We start from the raw sequence: 21,707 nt of genomic DNA, 5'->3' as shown, positions 1-21,707 counted from the left end.
TTTTCTTTTGCCACAAAGGCACTAAGGCACAAAGTCATTTTTTTAAATTAGAGAATTCGGCAGTTAAAAACCTTTGTCTTTTTGTTTCTCTGTTACTTTGCACCTAATTACTCAACCAATTTGTTATTTAAATAAACATTGTTAAACGTCACACCATTTATCAAACTCTTGTCAATATTTGTTTTTACTGATTCTACATTTATATTTTCGAAAGTGAAATTAGACAAACGAACATTTGGGTCGTTTTCTACTCCGTAAAAAGTATCGCATTTCAATTCGATGTTTTTCATAGTTACATTATCGCCGTACGAAAGCGGAATATCTGGGCGTCCTTTCAAATCAAAGAATTGTTTCCAGGCAAAAACAGCTAATCCCGTTTTGGCTTCTCCTTTAATATCTTCAACTCTGATATATTCGTAACGTTGCGGTGTATCAGGTCTCATTTTCAACCATAATAATCTTGAAGCGCCGTCAATTTTACAATTGCGCATAATTACATTTCTATTGTGGATTGCCTCGCTTCCGTTAGTCAAAGCCGAATGACAGAATCCGAAATTACAGTCTTCGATAATAATATTTTTGTTGGCTCCATTGTTCAGGTCTTGGTCTGCATAAGGGCCTTTTCCGCCTTTAAGCGCCACAGCATCATCATTAACCGACATATAACAGCCTTTTACTAAAAAATTGGTACAGATATCCACATCAATAGCATCCGTACTTGGAGCTTTATCTTTAAGATGTGGCGAAAAAATATACAAATCGAGCAGTTTAACATTATTGCATTTGTAAAAGTGATTCGTCCAAAAACCAGAATTAATCAATTTTACATCCTGAAACTGCACATTATTCGAATTCCACACAAATACCAATCTAGGTCTCGAAACTTCCAGATTGGTGCATTTTGGATTTTCTTTACGACGCGCCCAAAAAGCATCCCAGTATTTTTTTCCGTTTCCGTTAATCGTTCCTTTTCCTGAAATTGAAAAATTATCTACTCCGTAAGCATTGACTACAGCCGGGAAATAATCCAGATTCTGCCCTTCCATTCTGGAAGCCATAATAGGAAAATCAGCGATATTATCTGAACCTTTCAAGACACCTCCTTCACTGACATATAATTTAGTCTTAGGTTTAAAAAATAAAGCGCCACTCAGGAAAACTCCTTTTGGAATTACAATTACGCCACCACCGTTTGTGGCTGCTTTGTCAATTACCTTCTGAATGGCAGCTGTTTGTATTTTAGTACTGTCAGTTCCCACTCCATGGTCTGTAATTTTATATTGTTTACCTAGACTTTTAAGCTCCAGTTTGGTATAATCTTTAAACCATGGCGTAATTTCACTTCCATCGGGAAATTTATCATTGCTGTATTTTTGTGAAGATGCATTTTGAACCATTCCTAAAATGCAAAAAATTAAAGTGAAAAACTTTTTCATTGTACCTTATTTTTGTTTTATTATCTAATGGCAATTTGGGTTATAGAAATATAATTTCCTGTACTGCCGTAATTTGATTTTCTTTTGTCTGACCAATTTGGTCTTTCTCCTGTTCCATAAACAGTTAAGACATAATTGCCTTTTTTTAAGACTGGAGATTTGTAAACTGTTGTTTCAATTGCACTTTTGCTATACATATCAACAATTGCGCTAGTAACGTTTTTTCCTTCTTTATCTGTCAAAACAACTTTGGCATAACCATTTTCACTGCCAACGAAACTCGAAAAGCCAATTTGCTGTCCTTTAAATTGTATCGAAAATGAAGCATTTCTATCATCTGATTTGCTTTCTGAAATCCTATTCTCTTTTACAACATGATTCCAATTGCCAGAATATTTAATTTTTGAATCTGTGTTTTTTAAGATTTTGTCTGCATTTTTTGGTACAGACACAATTCCAGTCTGTACATCAATCTGCCAACTTTCGTGATACTCTGGAATTTTTAAAGAAGTTCCGGAAATAGTAAGCGGCTGCCAGACATAAGTTGCCGAAGAGGCTTGTTTTGGAAAAGACCAACGATCTCCCATAAATATATAACTTGTTGTTTTTGTTCCGTTAACAGGCAAAACAAATGTCGACTGGGAATTCCATGTCAATGTTCCTTCGGGAGCGATTAAACCACATGATTCCCATGGGCCTTTAATTGAATTCGAAGTGTAATAATAATTGTCATTTCGTTCCCAGCTGGTTAGATGCGAGCCAATAAAATAATACAGATTATCTTTTTTAAGCATCGTTGGCGACTCAAAACCTGTAGTTATGTTTTCGTTCACTTTTTCTGTAACCGACTTATAATCATCACTCAATTTGTAGATTTCGCCTCCATGAATTAGGATATATCCCGAACCATCATCGTCTTGAAAAGTTCCCATATCCCATTTTTTGATCGGTTTTCCTTCAAACAAAAGCGGGCCTTTAAATGTATACGGACCTTCTATGTTTTTTGAAACAGCATAACCTACAAACTGGTCTTTATAGGTCAGAGAGTCGGCGTGCATATACATTACATACTCAGCTGTCTTCGGACATTTCATCACTTTTACTCTTTCTCCCACACGATTGGGACCTAATTTTCCTTCTTTCTGCAACGGCAAAGCCACACTTTCAAACTTCCAATTATAAAGATCTCTGGACGAATAACAATTAAATCCTGCAAATGCATTACTGTCATCAGAATGAGCTTCTCCAAAAAGATAAAACGTCTCTTTTTCTTTTACAATACAAGCGCCGTGTGCACTAACGATATTTCCGTTTTGATCAAACCATGGTACTCCAGAATAAACAGCATCCATTCTCTCCAACTTTTGAGCAGAAGAAATAATGATATTGCTAAAGAAAATAATCCAGAATACTGTTTTTTTCATTGTTTATATATTTTGAGTTGGATTTAAAATTTGGAATTTTTATAAAGCTATTTTCTCTTCAGCCAGTCTTTAGGCACATTTACAATACAGATATTTAAAGTTCTGTTATCCTCAGAAAGCATTGCTGACTGAATTTGAATTTTAGTTCCATCCCTGTTAAAAGTCGGATGCACATGATCTGCAGCAGTTTGTTTATGACCTGTCGTCAGCATTATCATTTCGTTGGTTTTACGATCAATCAGATATAAACTTCTGGAGAAATCATCTCCAACAGCCCATCTTCCGTCAGAGGAACCGTGTACGTGCCATAATCCGCTGCCGCTTTTGGTTTGTCCAGCAATAATCATTTCGCGGGTTCTCAAATTTACTATGGCTAAACCCGTTGGTTTCTCACGAGTTCCCGAATTTCCCCAATTACTTTCCTGTCCTGGATTCTCAGGATTTCTGATTTCCGAACTTTCAGTAACTTCAACTGGAGTTTCTTTTTGTATATCAATTTTTCGGTGTCCCATAATGGCCATTGCCACCTCATCTTTAGAAATTACCGCTTCGTGAGTTACCCATTCATAATCTGATTCAGGATACAAAGGCCTTAAGCCTGTTCCATCTGCCATAACCGTCCAAGTGCGCTGAGGCGATTTACCGCCAGTTTCCCAGCAGAAAACAAGTTCTCCTGGATTCCAGATATTCGATTGAATATGCCCCACCTGAAACGGCACCGAAACTATATGTTTCAACTCTCCCGTTTTTATATTCATACTGCCAATACCTCCAGGACCGGCACCCATATTTCTAGGACCGTAGTTTTTTTCAAGTTTAACATTCGGATCTAAATGTTTAGCTGCTTCTTCTCTTCCAATTCTAAAATACACACGATCTTCATCAGCATCCAAAGCCATATCGCCAGAAGCACCCATTTCTGAAGGTGTTATCCCGCAGATACGTTCATAAGCCTCAACAGCTTTCATTTTTCCTGTTTGACTATCCTTAAAAACGTTTTCCAGATTTACTTCTACAATTTGCATTGTATTTTCTTCGCCTTTGCGCATATAATACAATTTCATCGATTTTTGCGCCATACACAAAGTACCGCTGTAACCTCCTTCTGTAACCTGAACCATCACACCTGACTTTTCGTTTACTGCAACTGCATCGCCATTAGCCCTTTTTGTTCTAAAAATAAGCCATTCGCCATCTGCTGTCCATTGTGGATGAGTTGGATATGTTTTAGAATCACCTGCCGATTTCGTAGTTAAAAAGATTAAATCAACACCCGTTACAGGATCTTTGATTATCTTTTTCTCAGATGGGAAGCGTTTTCCAATCTGACTAAAAGCTGTCATCGAGAAAAAAAGTAAAAATATAATTGAGATTGATTTGAATTTCATCCGTTTGCTTTTGATTAACTTTCCCATAATTGAAACTATAGTTATGTTTTAAAAATCAGAACGATAAACTACGAAAGACATACCGCATAACCTTTAACTATAACTTATAACTCTCTATCCCTTAATTTTCAACTGAATAGAACTGTCATTCATTTCAAATTGATTATTTTTTAAAAGTGTTATTATTTCGGCTCCAGCCAATAAAACCGGCCCATAACCGTGTGCCGCAAATAAGTTTATAGGACGGTAATAATAAAAAGCGGGATCAAATGCCATTCCAGTTCCTACGCAGGTTCCTTCTACCTGACCTTTTTCATTTACTTTGGAAGCTACTGCATTCCATGCTAATAAAACTGCAGGTGCATAGGCCAATTTATCCACATATCCTCGGTTGATTGCTCTTGCAATAGAATACGCATAAATGGCAGTTGCCGAAGTTTCAAGATAAGAATCGTTTCGATCCAGCAATTGATGCCAGAAACCTGTTCCGTCTTGATACTGCATAAGTCCGGCAATATGCTTTTGAAGCTGCGCTAGAACCTGAGGATATCCAGGATGATTTTTTGGAAGTACTTCCAATAATTCTACCATGGTCATCACTGCCCATCCATTTGCTCTCGCCCAATGAAACTCGGGGTGTGTCTGCATTGACTCTACCCAGCCATGCATATAAATTCCCTTCTGGCTATTAAACATTCTTTCTGAAAACTGATTGACTTGTTTTACAGCATCATCAAAATATTTTTTTTCTCCTGTATAACTCCCCATTTGCGCTAAAGCTGGAACACTCATAAACATATCATCCAGCCAAAGTGTATTATTTTGCGGTCTGTTTCTAGCCAGCGTTCCATCTTTTAGACGATATTCTTTTTCGCTTATATACTTAATGAAGTTATTTATAACAGGATCAACATTTGCATTTAATCCTGCTTTTTTTGCTTTGATGAAAGCAGCACAAAGCGCTCCAGCATCGTCTAATGCATGCGGCTTTAAAACGGTTCGAATTGGCGAATCTTGTACATTTTCGCTTTTAAAATTTTCAGCAAGATCCGCTATTAATTTAATTCTCTTATTGGCATAATCTGCATATTCTTTTTTTCCTGTTGCTTCGGCCGCTAAAAGCATTCCGGCATAAGTAACGCCCCATTCATAACTTGTAAGTCTGAAAGAGCCTGGAGAAAATACAAGTTTGCCTTTTGCTTTTTTGAAATCTTTTACTTCTGAATTATCACTTGCATTGAGAACTTTTGAAGCGGTATTTTCTTCAAGGAAATTATATACCCGATTTAAAATGGCCTCAATATTATTTTTTTCTGGAACTACATAAGGCGTTACATAATCTGGCTGCATGGCATGCAAAGGTGTGGTCACATCATTTGTCTGTGCATTCGCGGAAGCAAAAACCCCAAATGCGATTAAGGCAAGTATTTTTACAGATGAATGGTTCATAGTTAGTATTTTTTGGTTAATAAGATTCAATTTAACCCTGCAATAACAATTTTGGTTTCCCAAAGTGGTCTATTGTTATTGAAAGCGAAGAAGTTATAAAATTATTTTTTAATCTAAATGAAAAACTTCTTTTAACGGAATGGCAATCGGAGAATTATCTGGATTGGTATCCATTATATCAGCCATATAAGCCCACCATTTTTTTACTAATGGATGGTTCGGCAGATGCTTTTCATCAAAAGCGGGACTGATTTTTTGAACTGCAAATAAAATCAGTGTTTCTTCATCTAAAAAAATACTGTAATCCCGTATTCCCGTTTCAGAGAGCAAAGTCTGTAATTCTGGCCAGATTTCGTCATGCCTTTTTTTATATTCTGCTTCAAAACCCGGTTTTAATTTCATTTTGAAAGCATTCCTAATGGTATTTTTATTTTCCATTTTCTAATGTTTTAAATTGATTTGAACTGATTTGTCACGATTACAGCTGATTTCTCCGTTATGATATTCAAGTTCTGCAACCTGTATAGAGCTTCTTTTGGTTTCATAGCTGTCAATTCCTTTGTTTTCTGGAGTTCTTCCAGGATGGGTGAAATAAAAGATATACGCTTTTCCATCATTTACCACAACATCTGCATGTCCTCCAATTACTTTATCATCTTGACCAGTTCCAGGAAGCTGTAGTATATTTTTCTCTTGACGGTTCCAGTTTAAAAAATCTTCTGAAGAATACACATTCAATCCTCTCCAGGAATCAGAAATCATCCAGTTTTTTCCCTTCCATACAAAAACTTTTGGCCCTTCACCACGATCTTTTATAATTTTTGTACCGCTGTCTTTCCAATTGTACAAATCATTACTGTCAGCATAATAAATTGATTTTCCATCATTTTCATTATTGTAAAACATTCTCCATGTTCCGTTTGGCAATCTAAAAACCGAAGCATCAATGCACCGCTCAGAAGCCAATTTTAGTTCCGATTCAAACTTCCAGTCCATCAAATTAGAGCTGGTAAGATGAATTATCGAACGCGGATGATACCAGTCATTAAATATTCCTGGTACAATCGTCAAATACATATGGTATTTATTATTGTATTCAATTACATCTGGAGCCCAGTACGTTATATCTTTAAGTTTATAATTGATATTGCAAGTGTCTTTGTACGTCCACTTTGAGCCGTCTTTTGAAACTGCAATTCCTATTTTAGTGCCATGCACCCATGTTATTCCTTTGGCTGTAACATCATTTGCTCTTCTGTTGGTATAAAACATAAACCACAGCTTTTCTTTTTTATTCCATACAATAGTAGGATCTGCCGCGCCATCAAAAATGGGATCTCGGTACAGTGGTTTTGGCGCAATATGTTTCAAATCTTTTTTTGCTTCTTCTTGGGCATTCAATGTCATGCTGGAAAATACAACAACAAGGTTTAAGAAAAGATATTTTGAGTTTAATTTCATTCCATTTTGTTTAAAAATTTCTCTCGCAGATTACGCAGATTTTGCAAATTATTTATTTTGATTATTATTTGGCTTACTCTCCCAGTCATCAGTCCTAAAAGGTGATGCCGGAAGATTTTCTGCATTAAATAAATTTGGATTCGGAACGGATTTCCATGCAAAACGTACAGCCTCAGGATTTTTTACTTTAGAAGAAGAAACGATAATTGTTTTACCATCAATTTTTGCTTCTGCAGGATAAAAAATCTGATCGTTTCCTGCAATTTCAAATTCTCTTAAATCATCTGTTTTTTTAAATCCGTTTTCTACCTCATCAAAAAACAATTGAATTTTCTGTTTTTTGATTTTCATATGATTATAAGCTGGTCCAGAGTACACTAGATTCTTTTCGTTATACGTTTTAGATCTTGCCAGTAAAGCCAAACGATAACCAACTGTCTGTTTATCGATAGGATGAATATTGTTTTCATCTCCGACATCTGTAGTCACAACCATTCCGGTATTTACTACCGATTTTGAAACCAATAATTGCGCTTCCCTTATATCAGGATTCTGTCCTTTGTGCGGTGCAATCTGAACAAAATAAAACGGAAAATCTCCCTGATTCCAGTCACTTCTCCAGTTTTTTATCATAACTGGAAAAAGACTTCTGTACAAAAATGCTTTTGTAGCATTACTTTCGCCCTGATACCAAATTACTCCTTTTATAGTATAATTGATTAAAGGATGCAACATGGCATTGTACAATACATAAGAAGTTTTGTTTTCTTCTTTTTTCGGTTTTTTAAGCTCCGTTTTGGTTAAATCATTATTATTATTTGAAATTCTTTCCGTTTTTAAATCTGCATAATATTTTTCTAGTTTCTCTTGAAACTCTTTCTCGTTCTTGGCATCATTTTCTAATATTCCCAAAAAATCTGGATTTTCTTCCAATACTTTCTGCGAAGTCCAAGCTTCTGCTTTTGTTCCTCCCCATGAAGAAGAAATTAATCCTATTGGCACTTTCAAATTTTGGTACAAATCGCGTCCAAAAAAATAAGCCACAGCAGAAAATGTTTTGATTGATAGAGGAGAACATTCTTTCCAGTTTGCGCTGACATCATCTAAAGGTTTTTGAGAAGCTTTGGTTGGAACGGTAAATAATCTGATGGATGGAAAATTGGCCTTTTGAACTTCTTCTTCGTAGTTTTTGACACCTGTTTTCCAAGTTCCTTCTTCTTTTCCAACTGGAAAGTACATATTTGACTGTCCGGAACAAAGCCAAACTTCTCCAATAAGTATGTTTTTCAGAGTGATTTTATTTGAAGCTTCAATTGCTATTTCATAACTTTTTTCACTTCCTTGAGGCGTTTCAACAGTTGTTCTCCATCTACCGTCAGCATTAGTTGTAACTTCTATTGCATTCTGCTGCCACCCTAGGGTAATATTTATTTTTTCGTTTGGAGAAGCCCATCCCCATAAATTAACTTTTGTTTTTTGTTGTAAAACCATATTATCCCCTACCAAATCTGGCAGTTTTACCTGCGCTGTCATCGTAAGTCCTATCCCAAAAAAAATAAATATTACAAAAATTTTTACCGAATAAATCATTAGTTATATAATTTTAATCCTAAAATTTTAAAGATATGACACTAAATCATTATTGGTATCCTGTAGTGCCCTGTTTATTAAACATCTATAAAATAAAAATTCTGATTATCTCTTTAACATAAAGAACCGCCTCAAAATGGGCGGTTCTATTCTGTATATAAAACTTAAAAAAAACTAATAACCTGGATTCTGCATTGCTTCTTTTTCTGCTGCGGTTAAAGGTCTTCCACCTGCATAAACCCCATCCAAAAAGGTTTGTGGAATCGGGCGCAGATTATGATAATCCTGAATATTTGGAGAAGCCTCAATATTATAAGCTTTTGCTCTTGCAATCAAAGTTTTAGTTCTGCTGAGATCCTGCCAGCGATGAAACTCACCGCAAAGTTCCCTAGTTCGTTCATTTAACACTAAACACAACATTCTGTCGTAATCTGATCCGTAACCTAATTTTGCAATCACCGCCATATCTTCAGCCGGCAGTGCTGCAATGCTTGATATAGTCAAGCTGGTTGCGTTTGTTGTAACGGCGATATTATTAGATTCAAAATACGAATTTTCAGGGATATAAGAAATTGGAATTCCTGCCTGTCCTGTCGTGGTCCATGCCGCAGATCCGTCTACATATGCTGCACGATTCTCGCCTGTTTTATAAGCTGCGCGGGTACGTACAGCATTGATATAAGGCAAAGCATCTGCAAATGAAGCTCCCCCAGCTTTTGCCAAACGAATTTTTGCTTCGGCTGCCATAAGGTAGGTTTCTGCAGAACGAGCTAATATTATATCACGCGATCCCTTTATATTACTTAAATCTATTCTGTTTCCGTCCATATATTTGCTTAAAGAAGGAAATCTTACATCGGCCATTAAACCAACTTTATCTGCCGCATAAGCTACATAAACACTCGGAATTGTTTTTCCTGTTTTAGAATATATGATAGCATCAGTATTTTTAGTTTTTGCAAAGCGAGTATCAGAAGCATTGTTTACCACATACATAATTCCTAAGTCACCGTTTTTATAAACAGCTCCTGACGCATTATTTACTATACTTTTGGTTTGAAAACTTTTCCAAAAACGGGAATCATTAACATGATCAAAAACATCATATACAAAATAAGTAGGTGCCAGACGGCTAAACGGTCTTCCTCCTGCTAAATTACGTCTCATTTGCGGCAACTGATCGTAAGTAGAAAGGAAATACAAATGCTGTTGATTACCTCCTGTAGTTAGAGTGCTGTTATTAAACTGTGCCGATAGTATTAATTCTCCAAGCTTCTCATTTGCTCCGTCTGCAATTGTATAATTCCATAAATTATCAAAATTTGGTGCCAGCGGATGATGCGAAATAACCTCATCTGACAAAGTAACTGTCTGCTGTAAATCGGCTGTTTTAGTAGCAGAGTTCCAAGCATCATTAATTTCACTTGCACGAAACAAATAAGCTTTCGCCAAATAATGCGCCGCAGCATCTTTCGTAATTTTCGCAGGAGCACCAGCATTCGAAAGTAAATTATAGGCTTGTGTAAAATCGGCAATTACCTGTGTCAGAACTTCCTCTGGTGTTGCTCTTGTAAATTCTAACTGAACCGTAGTGCTTGTTTTAAGAACTAAAGGAACTGCTCCGTACTGATTCACTAATTTTAAATAATTAAAAGCTCTTAAAAAATAACCTTCTCCTAATGCTGTTTTCTTGATAGCATCATTACTTGACACAATATCAGTAGCGGCTTCAATTAACTGATTCGCATTTCCAATTCCGATATATAAATTATCCCAATTGGTATTTGCTGCCACTGTATTGGCATTATTAACTGTTACAAAAGCTTTAAAACCTGATGAGTATGAATTCCAAATCCAGTTTGAAGGATCTCCTCCAGCATGAAACTCATCTGTACCTGATTGTGATACGGCAAGAGGTACTTCGCCCACAAATTCGGCTGCTAAAACCTGATAATTTGTTCCTATCGCTAAAGCTTGGATTCCCGCTTCGGTTTTATAATAATCTTTACTATATGCTGTAGTCAGTTCTTCGTCAAGAAAATCTTTGTTACATGAAGTGCTTAAAGCTACAAGAGCAAGCAGCATCACATTAATATATCTATTTTTATAATTTTTCATAATGTTGTCTTTTTGAATTATTTTAAAATTCGACATTCAGTCCTAAAGTCATCCCGCGATTTGAAGCAGTTGTCTGCGTATCCAGATCCGTCCATTTCACTTTAGTAAAAATCATCCCTAAATTATTAGCTTGGCAGTATAATCTTAGTTTTGCAAGACCTAATTTTTCTACAAATTCTTTATCAAAACGATACCCAAGAGAAATGTTTCTTATTTTTAAAAATGATCCATTTCTGTATCCAAGAACAGGAAAATAAGGATCTCCAGTTCCAGCAGAATAAATTGGTTTCTGATATTCTGCATCTGTATTATTATCTGTATAATAATCGATTTTTCTTTGGCTTCCCTTCGCTCCTTCATTCTCTCCTAAAGTATCATATAAATATCCCATACGTCCATATACAAAAATTGAAAAGTCTAAATTTTTATAGGTAAAAGTATTGGTCATACCCACGATATATTTTGGATCTTTGGAACCAATAATTACGCGGTCATTATTTGCATCAATTTTATAATCACCATTTTGATCTACTGGTCTTGCATTACCAAAAGAGAAAATATTTGAACCTGCTGCGGCATTAAATTTGGCCATCTCAGCAGCATCTTCAGGTCTCCATATTCCATTTGACTCGAAACCATAAATTACATTTTGAGAATTTCCGATAAACAAATTGTTGTTAATGTCATCGAATTTTCCATTTTGAAGTGATACGATTTTATTTTGCTGATAAGAAGCACTAATATTAGTTGTCCATTCAAAATCTTTAAGTGCAACGTTTATTGTGTTTAAAGTAAGCTCAACACCTTCTCCTTCAGTTTCTCCAACGTTTCGATACGTATCTTTAACCCCAGTAGTTGTTGGCACACTGCTTTTTAGCAATAAATCTGTCGTTTTACTTGTGAAATAATCCAAAGCTCCAGAAATTCTGTTACTAAACATGGAAAAATCTATACCATAATTAAACTGTGCTGTTTTTTCCCAGCCTAAATCAACATTTCCTAACGAAGTATTATTGGTTACACCAGATCCCGTTGGATAAACAATACCAATTAAAGGCGGTTGCGTAGCATATGCCGGAACAGCAGCATTACCTGTAACTCCATAACCTACTCTAATTTTTAATTGGTTAAGCCAGCTTACATTTTCAAGAAACTTTTCTCTATTAATTACCCATGCTGCAGATGCACTAGGGAAAAATGCCCATCTGTTATTTGGTGCCAATTGTGATGCTCCGTCATAACGACCAGAAGCAGTAAGCAGATATTTATCTGAATATCCATAACTTATTCTTCCCATATAAGACAACAATCCAGTATCTGTTAATCCTGAAGAATATCCAGCAAGCGTAACATTTGCAGGATTCAAAGCATTCCATTTATTTGCTGGATTTTTAATATCATTAGCAGACATTGCGCTATTCTCATTATGATATTCTGTCTGGCTCATTAACAACGTTCCTCCAATATTGTGATTTCCGAAAGTTTTATTATAAAGAAGCAAGTTATCCAGTGTATAGGAGATGGTTTTTTCATTTGCAAGCGAAGCAAAACTTGTTCCCGAACGAATAGCTGATTTACCATCTAAATAAACACCATCACGGTAGGAAGTTAAATCAGGTCCAAAGTTGATACGGTATTTTAATCCATCTAGTTTAGAAAACATTGCCCCTAAATCAAACTGTGCATATAAACTACCAAAAGCACGGAGTGTTACACGCTGATCTTGTGACAATTTATACTCATCAACAGGAGTTCTAATGGTGGAATCTCCTCCAGGATTGTCAATTCTGTTTCCATTACTATCATAAGGAACTGCATAAGGAAGATTTGTTCGGGCTGTAGCATAAATTCCTGTTGAACTTGTAACAGCGGTTCTTCCCACGTTAGACTGTCCATACTCATTTATACCATAACTTGTATTCAGACTTACTCCCATGGCAAACCATTTAGCTGGATTAATATCTACATTTGCCGTACCGCTGTAACGTACATAGCTTTGTCCAAACAGCGTTCCTGTATTATTTAGATATCCAAATGAACCATAACCTTTCATTTTTTCAGTTCCACCACTCACTGCAATAGTATGTTGCTGTGTATTTCCTGTTCGGGTTACAAATTTGCTCCAGTCTGTTGTAGCAACTTTAGAACCGTCCCATGTCGTTGTAAGATTTCCATTTGCATCTCTCCATCCTTTTTCGACATTTGCCCACGCAGAAGGATCCGCAGAAGCCAAGAAAATCAATCTGTCATTTTCAATAGTTGGAGCATCTCCTTTTGGAAAAGCAGAAGTATTAGAGTAATATCTACCCCAACGACGAAATTCAATATATTCCGCAGCAGACATCATTGGAGCATTTTCATGAATTGTCTCTGTCATTAATGAGGTATCGTAATTCAAAGTAAATTTTCCGTTTTTACCTTTTTTAGTTGTTACAATGATAACTCCATTTGCACCACGAGAACCATAGATTGCAGTAGCTGACGCATCTTTTAAAACGTCGATAGTTTCAATATCCGTAGGATTTAAAAAATCTATACCTCCAGAATTGGCATCGACGCTAATTTTACCCGTTGAGGCATCTGTAACCAATCTTGAATTAAGAGGAATACCATCTACTACATAAAGAGGTGCATTTGAAGCAGAAATAGAACGGGCTCCGCGAATTGTAATGCTGCCAACGGTTCCTGGACGCTCGTTTGAAGAAACATCAACACCAGCGGCTTTTCCCTGCATGGCTTGAACTGCATTTACGACTGGCCTAGAGGCTATTTCTTCTGCACCAACACTTACTATAGATCCAGTAAGGTCTTTTTTCTTTCTTACACCATAACCTACTACGACTACCTCCTCGAGAGAATTGTCATCTTCTTTAAGCACCACGTTGTAAACAGCTGACTGTCCAACAGAAATTTCTTGCTTTTTAAAACCAATAAAGCTATAAGTAAGAACATCACCCGAAGCGGCATTAATGGAGTAACTTCCATCCAGATCTGTGCTTACACCATTCTGGCTTCCTTTAATGAGTACATTGACTCCCGGAATCGGTAATCCGGCAGCGTCTTTGACAGTACCTTTCACTACTTTGTTCTGCGCATAACTGATTGTATGAAATAATACAAGCATGCCTATTAGCAGCACATTCAATTTGTTTTTCATAAAAGTTAAATTTGGTTAAATAATTAGTTACTCAAATTTATCTAGAAGTTAATTTCGCCGTGTCCTGTGGTATCCTGACTTACATCATTAATTTACAGTGTATTAAATACACTTATTAAGATTTTTTTAACCAATAAAATCTTCAAAAGCCTTGATTTTAAAAGGAAATATTAAAAAATCATTAAAATAAAACAAATAAACACCTAGGGTTATATTTTTGCATTTTTTTTACAAAAATTTTATATACAAATAAATTAACACGTAAAATAATTGAGATTTTAATAATTGAAAGATTATTTTTAAAACATTTAAAAACAAAGCTAACTTTCAATTATGCTATATGTTTATTAACCACATTTTAAGTCAAAAAAAAATCGTCTCAAATGAGACGATTTCTTCTTCAAAACAAAAACAAAAAGGTACTAATATCCTGGATTTTGCCATGCTGCTTTTTGTGCACTAGACAAATTAGAACCATCATCATTTAACAATCCATCAATAAACGTTTGAGGAATTGGGCGAAGTTCATGTTTATTAACTGTAATATTAGGCGCAGCCTCAGCATTAAATGCTTTAGCACGTTTAATAAGCATTCCTGTACGAGAAAGAGTTTCCCAACGCTGCCATTCTCCTAAAAGCTCACGAGTAGACTCATTAAGAATAAAGTTGATTGCACGTTCTTTATCTGTTGAAGCGCCAACCTTTACCATAACTGCTTCGTCTTCCGCTGGCAAGTTGTTTGGAAAAGAAGTTAATCTTAAATCTGAAGCCGCAGTTGTAACCGCAAGTGTTGGATTAGACAAATAATACGTATTCATATCTAAATTAGAAGCTGTAAAGTTTGTAGCTGAAGTTCCTGTATTTAAAGGATTTACTTTAAACGCTTGAGAACCATCATTGTAATAAGATCTGTTTTCACCAGCCTTCCATTGCGCTCTAACTCTCACTACGTTGATATCCTGCATTGCATTTCCATACTGACCCAAACGAGAATAACACTCTGCGCGTACTAAATAAGTCTCTGCAAGACGTGCCATAATTACATCACGGTGTGAATCACCTCTTTCAGCAGTACGAGATCCGCACTCTGTTTTATTAATACCTGCAAAGAAGTTACAAATTGGCTGGTTTTTAAATGTAGGCGCTACATAAACCCCATTTTGGTATAATACTGAAGAGTTAGGTACAAATTGTCCCTTTTTAACTGCTAAAGTCCCAGAAGTAGCAGTTTGTCTTGCTCCAGTATTCCATTCTGGAAGACGACCATTAACATCTGTCCAAGTTGGTGCTTGTACGCTAGCACCAAATTTAGCACTATTATAGGTATTATCATTTTTAGTATTCAAGATCATTACAATACCAGGATCTCCAACTTTTACTCCTGATGGATTAGGAGTAACTACAGTATTAGCACCATACACAGTTCTAAAAGTTTTCCACATACGCGCATCATTTACGTGATCAAAAATTCCGTATGTATATTCGGTTGGACGACAGCGCTGAAAGTCCATACTTCCAATCCAAACACCACGTCTTACCCATCCTCCAGAAAAACTTGAAAACTGAGGAGCAAAATAACTGTAAGTACGATTTCCAAAACGACCAACTGTAGCCGCATCTGCATTATGACCTGCAGCCATCAAGATTTCACTTAATTGCTCATTTGGACAGTCAACTCCTGTCCAGTTAGCATATAAATCACTATAATTAGGCGTCAATGGTCCACGTGCTGTAATTGCATACGAACAAGCATCAATTGCTTCTTTAAGATCAGAATCTTTGTAGGCACTATTCCAAGCATCATTTCGCTCAGAAGAACGGAACAACAAGGCTTTTGCAAGGAAATGTGCTGCAGTAGCTTTTGTCCAAGTAATTCCTTTTCCATAAGTAAAAACTTCACCTTCAAAAAGAGTATAAGCATTACGGAAATCAGAGATTACCTGTTCCCAACATTTTTCTTCTGTAGCACGCTCATAGTTACGAACCACTCCTTCAATAGGTTTTGTCTGCAGTACGACACCTCCGTATTGCGCAACAAGTCTATAATAGTTATATCCTCTTAAAAAATAAGCATGTGCTAAACAGCGATTTCTAATTTTTAAATCTGAGATTACCGTTTCTGCTTTAGAAATGATTGTATTACAAGATGCAATACCATAGTACATTTCATCCCAAAGTGCATTTGGATTCGTAGCATTTCCATTAGCCGCTCCCGTTGCAGTTGAGGCTCCTACTGGTCCAAATCTATTGTCATACGTATTCCACATTTCGTTGGTAAGGTCATTTGCATTGGTAAATTCATCTGTACCATACAATGTATTTCCGTAAGACCATTCAAAACCAAAATGCCAGCGGATATTACCATAAAGCGACACTGTTAATGCTTGAAGACCTTCGGGTGTATCAAAATAAGCTGTTGAATAAGCATTTGTTTGTTCTTCGTCTAGAAAGTCTTCTGAACACGAAGCAAAAAACACCCCTGTCATTAATAAAAGACCGATTCCTATATTTTTTAAATTATTCATTTTTTCACATTTAATGTTATACTTCAATTCGCCACAATTCATTAAAACCCAACTTCAACTCCCATAACAAAACTGCGGTTGAAATATGTTCTATTAGTGTCAAAATCATACCAATCTAATGACTGGTAAATACTTCCTGGATTAACCGCCTGAACATAAAACTTCATGTTTGCTAACCCAATTTTATTTGCAAAATCTTTAGATAAATTATACCCCAAAGAAATATTACGAATTTTTACAAATGCTGCTTTTTGGAAACCAAGAAGTCCAGAAAAAGCATCTGCAGAACCTGAAGTTGCCTGACCCAAAATTGGTTTTTGGAATTCAGCATTTGGATTATCAGGAGTCCAGTAATCTGTTTCACGCTGATTAGCATGAGCGGTTAATGCTTCACCTCCTAAAGAAGCTGTATATCCCATGCGTCCATAAAGATTTATTCCTAAATCAAATCCTTTATAAGTAAAGTTATTATTCCATCCCATTGTCCAGTTAGGATTACTGTTACCTACAACTACACGATCAGTACCATCCATTTTATAATCCCCATTCTGATCCTTAGGTCTTACGTTTCCTGGTGTAAATTTGTAACCATTAGCATTCCATTTCGCCATTTCAGCAAGATCTTCTGGAGTATTTTGCCAAATCCCTTGATTATCATATCCGTAACGAACAGCAATAGACTGACCGATGAACCATGAGTTACTTACCATGTCTTGTGCGCCATTTGCCAAACTAACAATTTGATCTTTTTGCCATGCTCCATTTAAATTAGTTTCCCATGTAAATCCGCTAGCTGTTTGTACTGGAATAAGATTAAGCGTGACCTCAACTCCATGATTTTTTGTTTCACCAATATTTGAAACAATGTATGGATAACCAGATACCGGCGGAATATCAACTTGTAATAACAAATCTTTAGTGTCCGATTTATAAACATCAACAGTACCACTGATTCTGTTTTTTAAGAAACTAAAATCAAGACCAAGATTGTACTGTGTTGTTTTTTCCCAACCTAGGTTTTTATTAGGCATTCCTGTTTGAGTAGAAGTATAATAAGGTTCATTTGTTGTAAAACCTATTGCATTGCTCTGACCATTAAAAGGAAGGAATATTTGACTAATATTTCCTAAAGTTCCGTAAGGATCAACAGAAGAGTTTCCAGAAGTACCAACACCTAAACGGAGTTTTAGATTATCAACCCACTGCACATCTTTTAAGAATTTTTCATTGTTGATACGCCAAGCTAAGGCTGCTGAAGGGAAAAAATCCCATTTATGTCCTTCAGATAATTGCGTAACTCCATCCCAACGTCCTGACACTGTCAATAGATAACGATTATCGTAACCATAATTTGTACGAATCATATAAGAACTAATAGCACGTTCCGTAAGGCCTGAACTCATACGAGCATTATTAGCAGCATTTGTAGCATCTACTGATCCCATTGCATTCCATAAAAATGAAGGTTTCGGGATATTATTTGCACTCATTGAAGAGTTTTCAATATTCCAAGATGATGCTGTTTGTAATAAAGTTAAACCTACTTTATGTTTTACAGCAAATGTGCGATCGTAGTTAATAATATTATCTACAGTCCATGATAAATCACGACGGTTTTGAAGACGGGCAAAATTGACACCAGCACTACCATTTGAATTTACTTTTAAAGATGATGTTCCATCAATATAAGCTCCTTCTCTCCAATGACGGTAATCTGGTCCGAAATTTAACTTATAAGTTAGTCCTTCCAGTGATTTTGTCATTTTACCAAAGTCTAAACTAGCAGAAAAATTAGCCAAAATACGCATGGTCTGAGATTGCTGTGTACTTTTATTCCACTCATCCATAACAGTATAAACTCCTGATTCACCACCTGGATTAATAATCAAATTACCATTTGCATCATAAGGAACAGCGATATTATAAATTTGTTTAGCCGCACCATAAATAGCATCTGGAGCAGTACCGCTTCTTGCGCTTAAAGTTGACATACCATAATCTTGCTCACTCCATGAAACATTGAAAGAAGCATTCATTTTAAACCAATCTACCGGATTAATATTTGAAGTTAGTTTTGCAGTATAACGTTTGTACCACTGCCCTTTTTGAGTACCTTGATTATCTAGATAACCAACAGAACCATAAGTATTTACTTTTTCAGAACCACCGCTTGCACTAATAACGTGCTCTGTGCTAACTCCTCCTTGAGTTACATAATCTGTCCAGTCTGTATTGGTTACTTTAGAAGCATCCCAAGAACCGCTTGCCCATCCTTTTAACACATTATCTCTAGACGTCTGGCCATCTAGTGCACTGTCAAAAATTAGTTTATCATTATCATAAGTAGGCGTTGCTGGATTAGCATATTTAGTTGGATCAAGATTGTACGCAGCCCAACGTCTGAAAGTAATAAAGTCTGACGCACTCATTGATGGCGATCTGTCCACAATTTCAGATGTGGTTACTGTACCAGCATAATTCAAACTGAATCTACCTGCTTTTCCTTGTTTAGTAGTTACAATGATAACTCCATTTGCACCACGAGATCCATAAATAGCAGTTGCCGAAGCATCTTTAAGAATATCCATCGATTCAATATCTCTTGGATTTAAAGTTTCAATTGCAGAAGCAGACATTAATGGCACACCATCCACAACATACAAAGGATCGTTACTTGCTGTTAAAGATCGAGTACCACGAATACGAACAGTACCAAGACTACCTGGACGCTCATTTGTTGTGATATCAACCCCAGCAATCTTTCCTTGTAAAGCTTCAGTAGCATTTGAAACAGGTCGGTTCATTAATTGCTCCGCATTAATAGTCGAAACTGATCCAGTTACATCAGATTTCTTCACAGTTCCATATCCCACGACAACAATCTCATTAAGCTGGGATATTTCATCTGTAAGGAGTACATTAATTTCTGAATTTGTTCCTACAGTTTTTTCAACTGTTTTTGAACCTGTAGAAGAAAAAACTAAAACCTGCCCCGCAGAAGCACTAATCGAATATTTCCCGTCAAAGTCAGTGCTAGTTCCCTGCTTTGTTCCTTTGATAATAACGTTGGCTCCCGGAATAGGCAGCCCAGATACGTCGGTAATTGTACCTTTGACCGTTTTGTTCTGTGCGTAACCTAAAGTATGCATAAATACACACATACAGAAGACCGCAAATAGACTCCATTTGTTTTTCATAAAAAGTTAAATTTGGTTAGTAATTAGTTAAACCAAATTTATCTAGAAGCATTTTGCACGGTATCCTGTTGTATCCTGACTTACACGCCTAATTTACAGTGTATAAAATACACTTATTAAGTTTTTTTTAACCAATAAAATCTTTGCAAGCCCTTATTTCAAAAGGAAAAGACCAAAAAATCATTTAAAAAAAACAAATCAATATAATAATTAAGATTGTCGTAATTTTTTATATTTTTTTTTACATACTAAGAAAATAATACCCAAAATAAGTGCGATTTCAACATTTAAAAATTTATTTCCACAACATTTAAAATTATTTTTTTTAGAAATACTATCCGGTTTTCATCATATCAAAACAAAAAAATCGTCTCAAATGAGACGATTTCCTCTTCAAAAACAAAAAATAATGCTTGGGGCAAAATTTATTAATCGTAACCAAGATTTTGATCATACAATCCAGGAACTGCCAGCATTTCTGATAACGGAATTGGATATAACAATGAGTTATTATCAATAGTCCTGATTTTATTTTCAGTATCTTCCGCAGCTTTCCAAGCATTCATAATTGTTACAGCTTTGCCTGATCTTATTAAGTCAAACCATCTTGTTCCCTCTGCAAAAAACTCTTTTCTTCTTTCTACGAACAATTCATCTAAAGTAATATTAGAAGCATTTGCGGCAAGTCCTGCTCTGGTTCTTACTTTATTTACTATATCATCAACTTCTGTCTGTGAACCTCCACCGCCATGAAGCGTACATTCAGCCATTAACATTAATACATCTGTATAACGTGTAATCATAAAATCGACTCCCCAGTCCTCACGACCATTTCCGTATCTTGTCGCATCAATATATTTTTTAAAAACCGGAAGTGTGTAACTGCCTTTGTATGTTCCAGAAGCCACAGTATAACTTGTTGCAATTCCGAATATTTTTCTTTTATCCGTTGCGGCAAACAGGCTCATAAAACCGTTTGAAATAGGTCTGGATTCTAAAGCTCCTTGTGCTGACAAGTTTAAAGAAGCAAAATAAGGCTCATAACCTAATTCAACCATAAAATTACCTCCCACCGGAGTTGAAATATTTTGTGTATACGGAATTACAAGTACATTTTCTTTGTTAGCATTCCCCTCTGTTTTAAAAATCGGATCGTAGTCTGTTCCGAAAGCATACAAACCACTTAATTTAATATCATTTAATTCTTTGTATGCCTTATCCCATTCATTTAATCCTAATGTTGCGCCATCAATACCATAAGTTGGACTTGATCGCGTCATGTAAACTAGTCCTAATAATGCCTTTGCGCCATATTTAGTAACACGACCAAAATTTGCAGTATCATAAGATGGCGGAAGATCAGCGATAGCCAATTCCAAATCGGAAATAATGAGTTTATAAACATCTACAACAGCTGTTCTTGGTATTTTTGCCGCTTCTTGTGCTGTTAATGTTTTCTCTATCAACGGTACGCGGCCAAACCATCTTACTAAATCAAAATAACAAAATGCTCTCAAAAAATGAGCTTCTGCAGCCATTGAAGTTTTATCAGCAGGATTCGTAAAAATCACATCTCCTTTTTCTGCTATTTTCTCTAATAACTGATTGGCTTTATAAATCGCATTGTAATTGGTCAAATAAGCTTCTTTCACATAAGTATTAGAACTAATAGATGTATAAAAACTGTTGATTCCTTCCCAATCTCTTGATGCCTGTGTTGTAGCCATCAAATTATCTGATCTGGTTTCGCTTAAATTCATTAATCGGTTTGCATAACCATAAACCGTTGTTCCATGAAAAGCTATTGAATACGTTGCATTTCTAGCTTGTACAAAATCACCTGGAGTTTTATAAAAATTTTCGATTGTTCCCTGCGACAAAGGCAACTGTGTCAATTCATCTGTACAAGACGACTGCGCAAATAATAAAACACCTGCTACTATGATGATATATTTTTTCATT

12 protein-coding genes are annotated in these 21,707 nt (G+C 35.9%); all 12 read right to left on the bottom strand.

Going from position 1 to position 21,707, the window contains the following annotated elements; genetic code table 11:
• Positions 1-107 precede the first annotated feature (107 nt).
• Complete coding sequence (locus tag GSY47_RS09355; RefSeq protein WP_179005948.1) at positions 108-1,436, bottom strand: rhamnogalacturonidase; 1,329 nt, start codon at positions 1,434-1,436, stop codon at positions 108-110.
• Positions 1,437-1,456: 20 nt separating this feature from the next.
• A complete protein-coding gene (locus GSY47_RS09350) occupies positions 1,457-2,860 on the bottom strand; it encodes a family 43 glycosylhydrolase (protein WP_179005946.1) in 1,404 nt (467 codons plus the stop codon).
• A gap of 47 nt (positions 2,861-2,907) precedes the next feature.
• Positions 2,908-4,248 carry a hypothetical protein gene (locus GSY47_RS09345; RefSeq protein WP_179005944.1) on the bottom strand — a complete coding sequence of 447 codons (1,341 nt, stop codon included), beginning with the start codon at positions 4,246-4,248 and terminating at the stop codon, positions 2,908-2,910.
• Positions 4,249-4,362: 114 nt separating this feature from the next.
• Positions 4,363-5,697 carry a glycoside hydrolase family 88/105 protein gene (locus GSY47_RS09340; protein ID WP_179005942.1) on the bottom strand — a complete coding sequence of 445 codons (1,335 nt, stop codon included), beginning with the start codon at positions 5,695-5,697 and terminating at the stop codon, positions 4,363-4,365.
• A 108-nt stretch (positions 5,698-5,805) separates the two neighbouring features.
• Positions 5,806-6,135 (bottom strand): L-rhamnose mutarotase, encoded by a 330-nt coding sequence (gene rhaM / locus GSY47_RS09335; protein ID WP_179005940.1) that lies wholly within the window; start codon positions 6,133-6,135, stop codon positions 5,806-5,808.
• Between the two features lie 3 nt (positions 6,136-6,138).
• On the bottom strand, positions 6,139-7,158 hold the full coding sequence (locus GSY47_RS09330) for a family 43 glycosylhydrolase (RefSeq protein ID WP_179005938.1): 1,020 nt from the start codon (positions 7,156-7,158) through the stop codon (positions 6,139-6,141).
• 48 nt (positions 7,159-7,206) lie between these two features.
• Positions 7,207-8,748, bottom strand: a complete 1,542-nt coding sequence (locus GSY47_RS09325) for a sialate O-acetylesterase (RefSeq protein ID WP_179005936.1) — start codon at positions 8,746-8,748, stop codon at positions 7,207-7,209.
• 174 nt (positions 8,749-8,922) lie between these two features.
• Positions 8,923-10,866: a RagB/SusD family nutrient uptake outer membrane protein gene (locus GSY47_RS09320; protein ID WP_179005934.1), complete on the bottom strand. Its 1,944-nt coding sequence runs from the start codon at positions 10,864-10,866 to the stop codon at positions 8,923-8,925.
• Positions 10,867-10,888: 22 nt separating this feature from the next.
• A complete protein-coding gene (locus GSY47_RS09315) occupies positions 10,889-14,023 on the bottom strand; it encodes a SusC/RagA family TonB-linked outer membrane protein (RefSeq protein WP_179005932.1) in 3,135 nt (1,044 codons plus the stop codon).
• Positions 14,024-14,445: 422 nt separating this feature from the next.
• A complete protein-coding gene (locus GSY47_RS09310) occupies positions 14,446-16,548 on the bottom strand; it encodes a RagB/SusD family nutrient uptake outer membrane protein (RefSeq protein WP_179005930.1) in 2,103 nt (700 codons plus the stop codon).
• A 41-nt stretch (positions 16,549-16,589) separates the two neighbouring features.
• Positions 16,590-19,745, bottom strand: a complete 3,156-nt coding sequence (locus GSY47_RS09305) for a SusC/RagA family TonB-linked outer membrane protein (protein ID WP_179005928.1) — start codon at positions 19,743-19,745, stop codon at positions 16,590-16,592.
• A 428-nt stretch (positions 19,746-20,173) separates the two neighbouring features.
• Positions 20,174-21,706 (bottom strand): RagB/SusD family nutrient uptake outer membrane protein, encoded by a 1,533-nt coding sequence (locus GSY47_RS09300; RefSeq protein WP_179005926.1) that lies wholly within the window; start codon positions 21,704-21,706, stop codon positions 20,174-20,176.
• Between the last annotated feature and the right edge of the window lies 1 nt (position 21,707).

The sequence above is a fragment of the Flavobacterium quisquiliarum genome, from assembly GCF_019308285.1.
In the GTDB taxonomy this organism is placed as follows: domain Bacteria; phylum Bacteroidota; class Bacteroidia; order Flavobacteriales; family Flavobacteriaceae; genus Flavobacterium; species Flavobacterium quisquiliarum.
Note: the sequence above shows the minus strand (reverse complement) of the source record. Positions and strands in the feature narration are given on the sequence as shown.

Coding starts and splice junctions, on each gene's coding strand:
- GSY47_RS09355 (WP_179005948.1), bottom strand. CDS start 1,436: ATGAAAAAGTTTTTCACTTTAATTTTTTGCATTTTAGGAATGGTTCAA.
- GSY47_RS09350 (WP_179005946.1), bottom strand. CDS start 2,860: ATGAAAAAAACAGTATTCTGGATTATTTTCTTTAGCAATATCATTATT.
- GSY47_RS09345 (WP_179005944.1), bottom strand. CDS start 4,248: ATGAAATTCAAATCAATCTCAATTATATTTTTACTTTTTTTCTCGATG.
- GSY47_RS09340 (WP_179005942.1), bottom strand. CDS start 5,697: ATGAACCATTCATCTGTAAAAATACTTGCCTTAATCGCATTTGGGGTT.
- rhaM (WP_179005940.1), bottom strand. CDS start 6,135: ATGGAAAATAAAAATACCATTAGGAATGCTTTCAAAATGAAATTAAAA.
- GSY47_RS09330 (WP_179005938.1), bottom strand. CDS start 7,158: ATGAAATTAAACTCAAAATATCTTTTCTTAAACCTTGTTGTTGTATTT.
- GSY47_RS09325 (WP_179005936.1), bottom strand. CDS start 8,748: ATGATTTATTCGGTAAAAATTTTTGTAATATTTATTTTTTTTGGGATA.
- GSY47_RS09320 (WP_179005934.1), bottom strand. CDS start 10,866: ATGAAAAATTATAAAAATAGATATATTAATGTGATGCTGCTTGCTCTT.
- GSY47_RS09315 (WP_179005932.1), bottom strand. CDS start 14,023: ATGAAAAACAAATTGAATGTGCTGCTAATAGGCATGCTTGTATTATTT.
- GSY47_RS09310 (WP_179005930.1), bottom strand. CDS start 16,548: ATGAATAATTTAAAAAATATAGGAATCGGTCTTTTATTAATGACAGGG.
- GSY47_RS09305 (WP_179005928.1), bottom strand. CDS start 19,745: ATGAAAAACAAATGGAGTCTATTTGCGGTCTTCTGTATGTGTGTATTT.
- GSY47_RS09300 (WP_179005926.1), bottom strand. CDS start 21,706: ATGAAAAAATATATCATCATAGTAGCAGGTGTTTTATTATTTGCGCAG.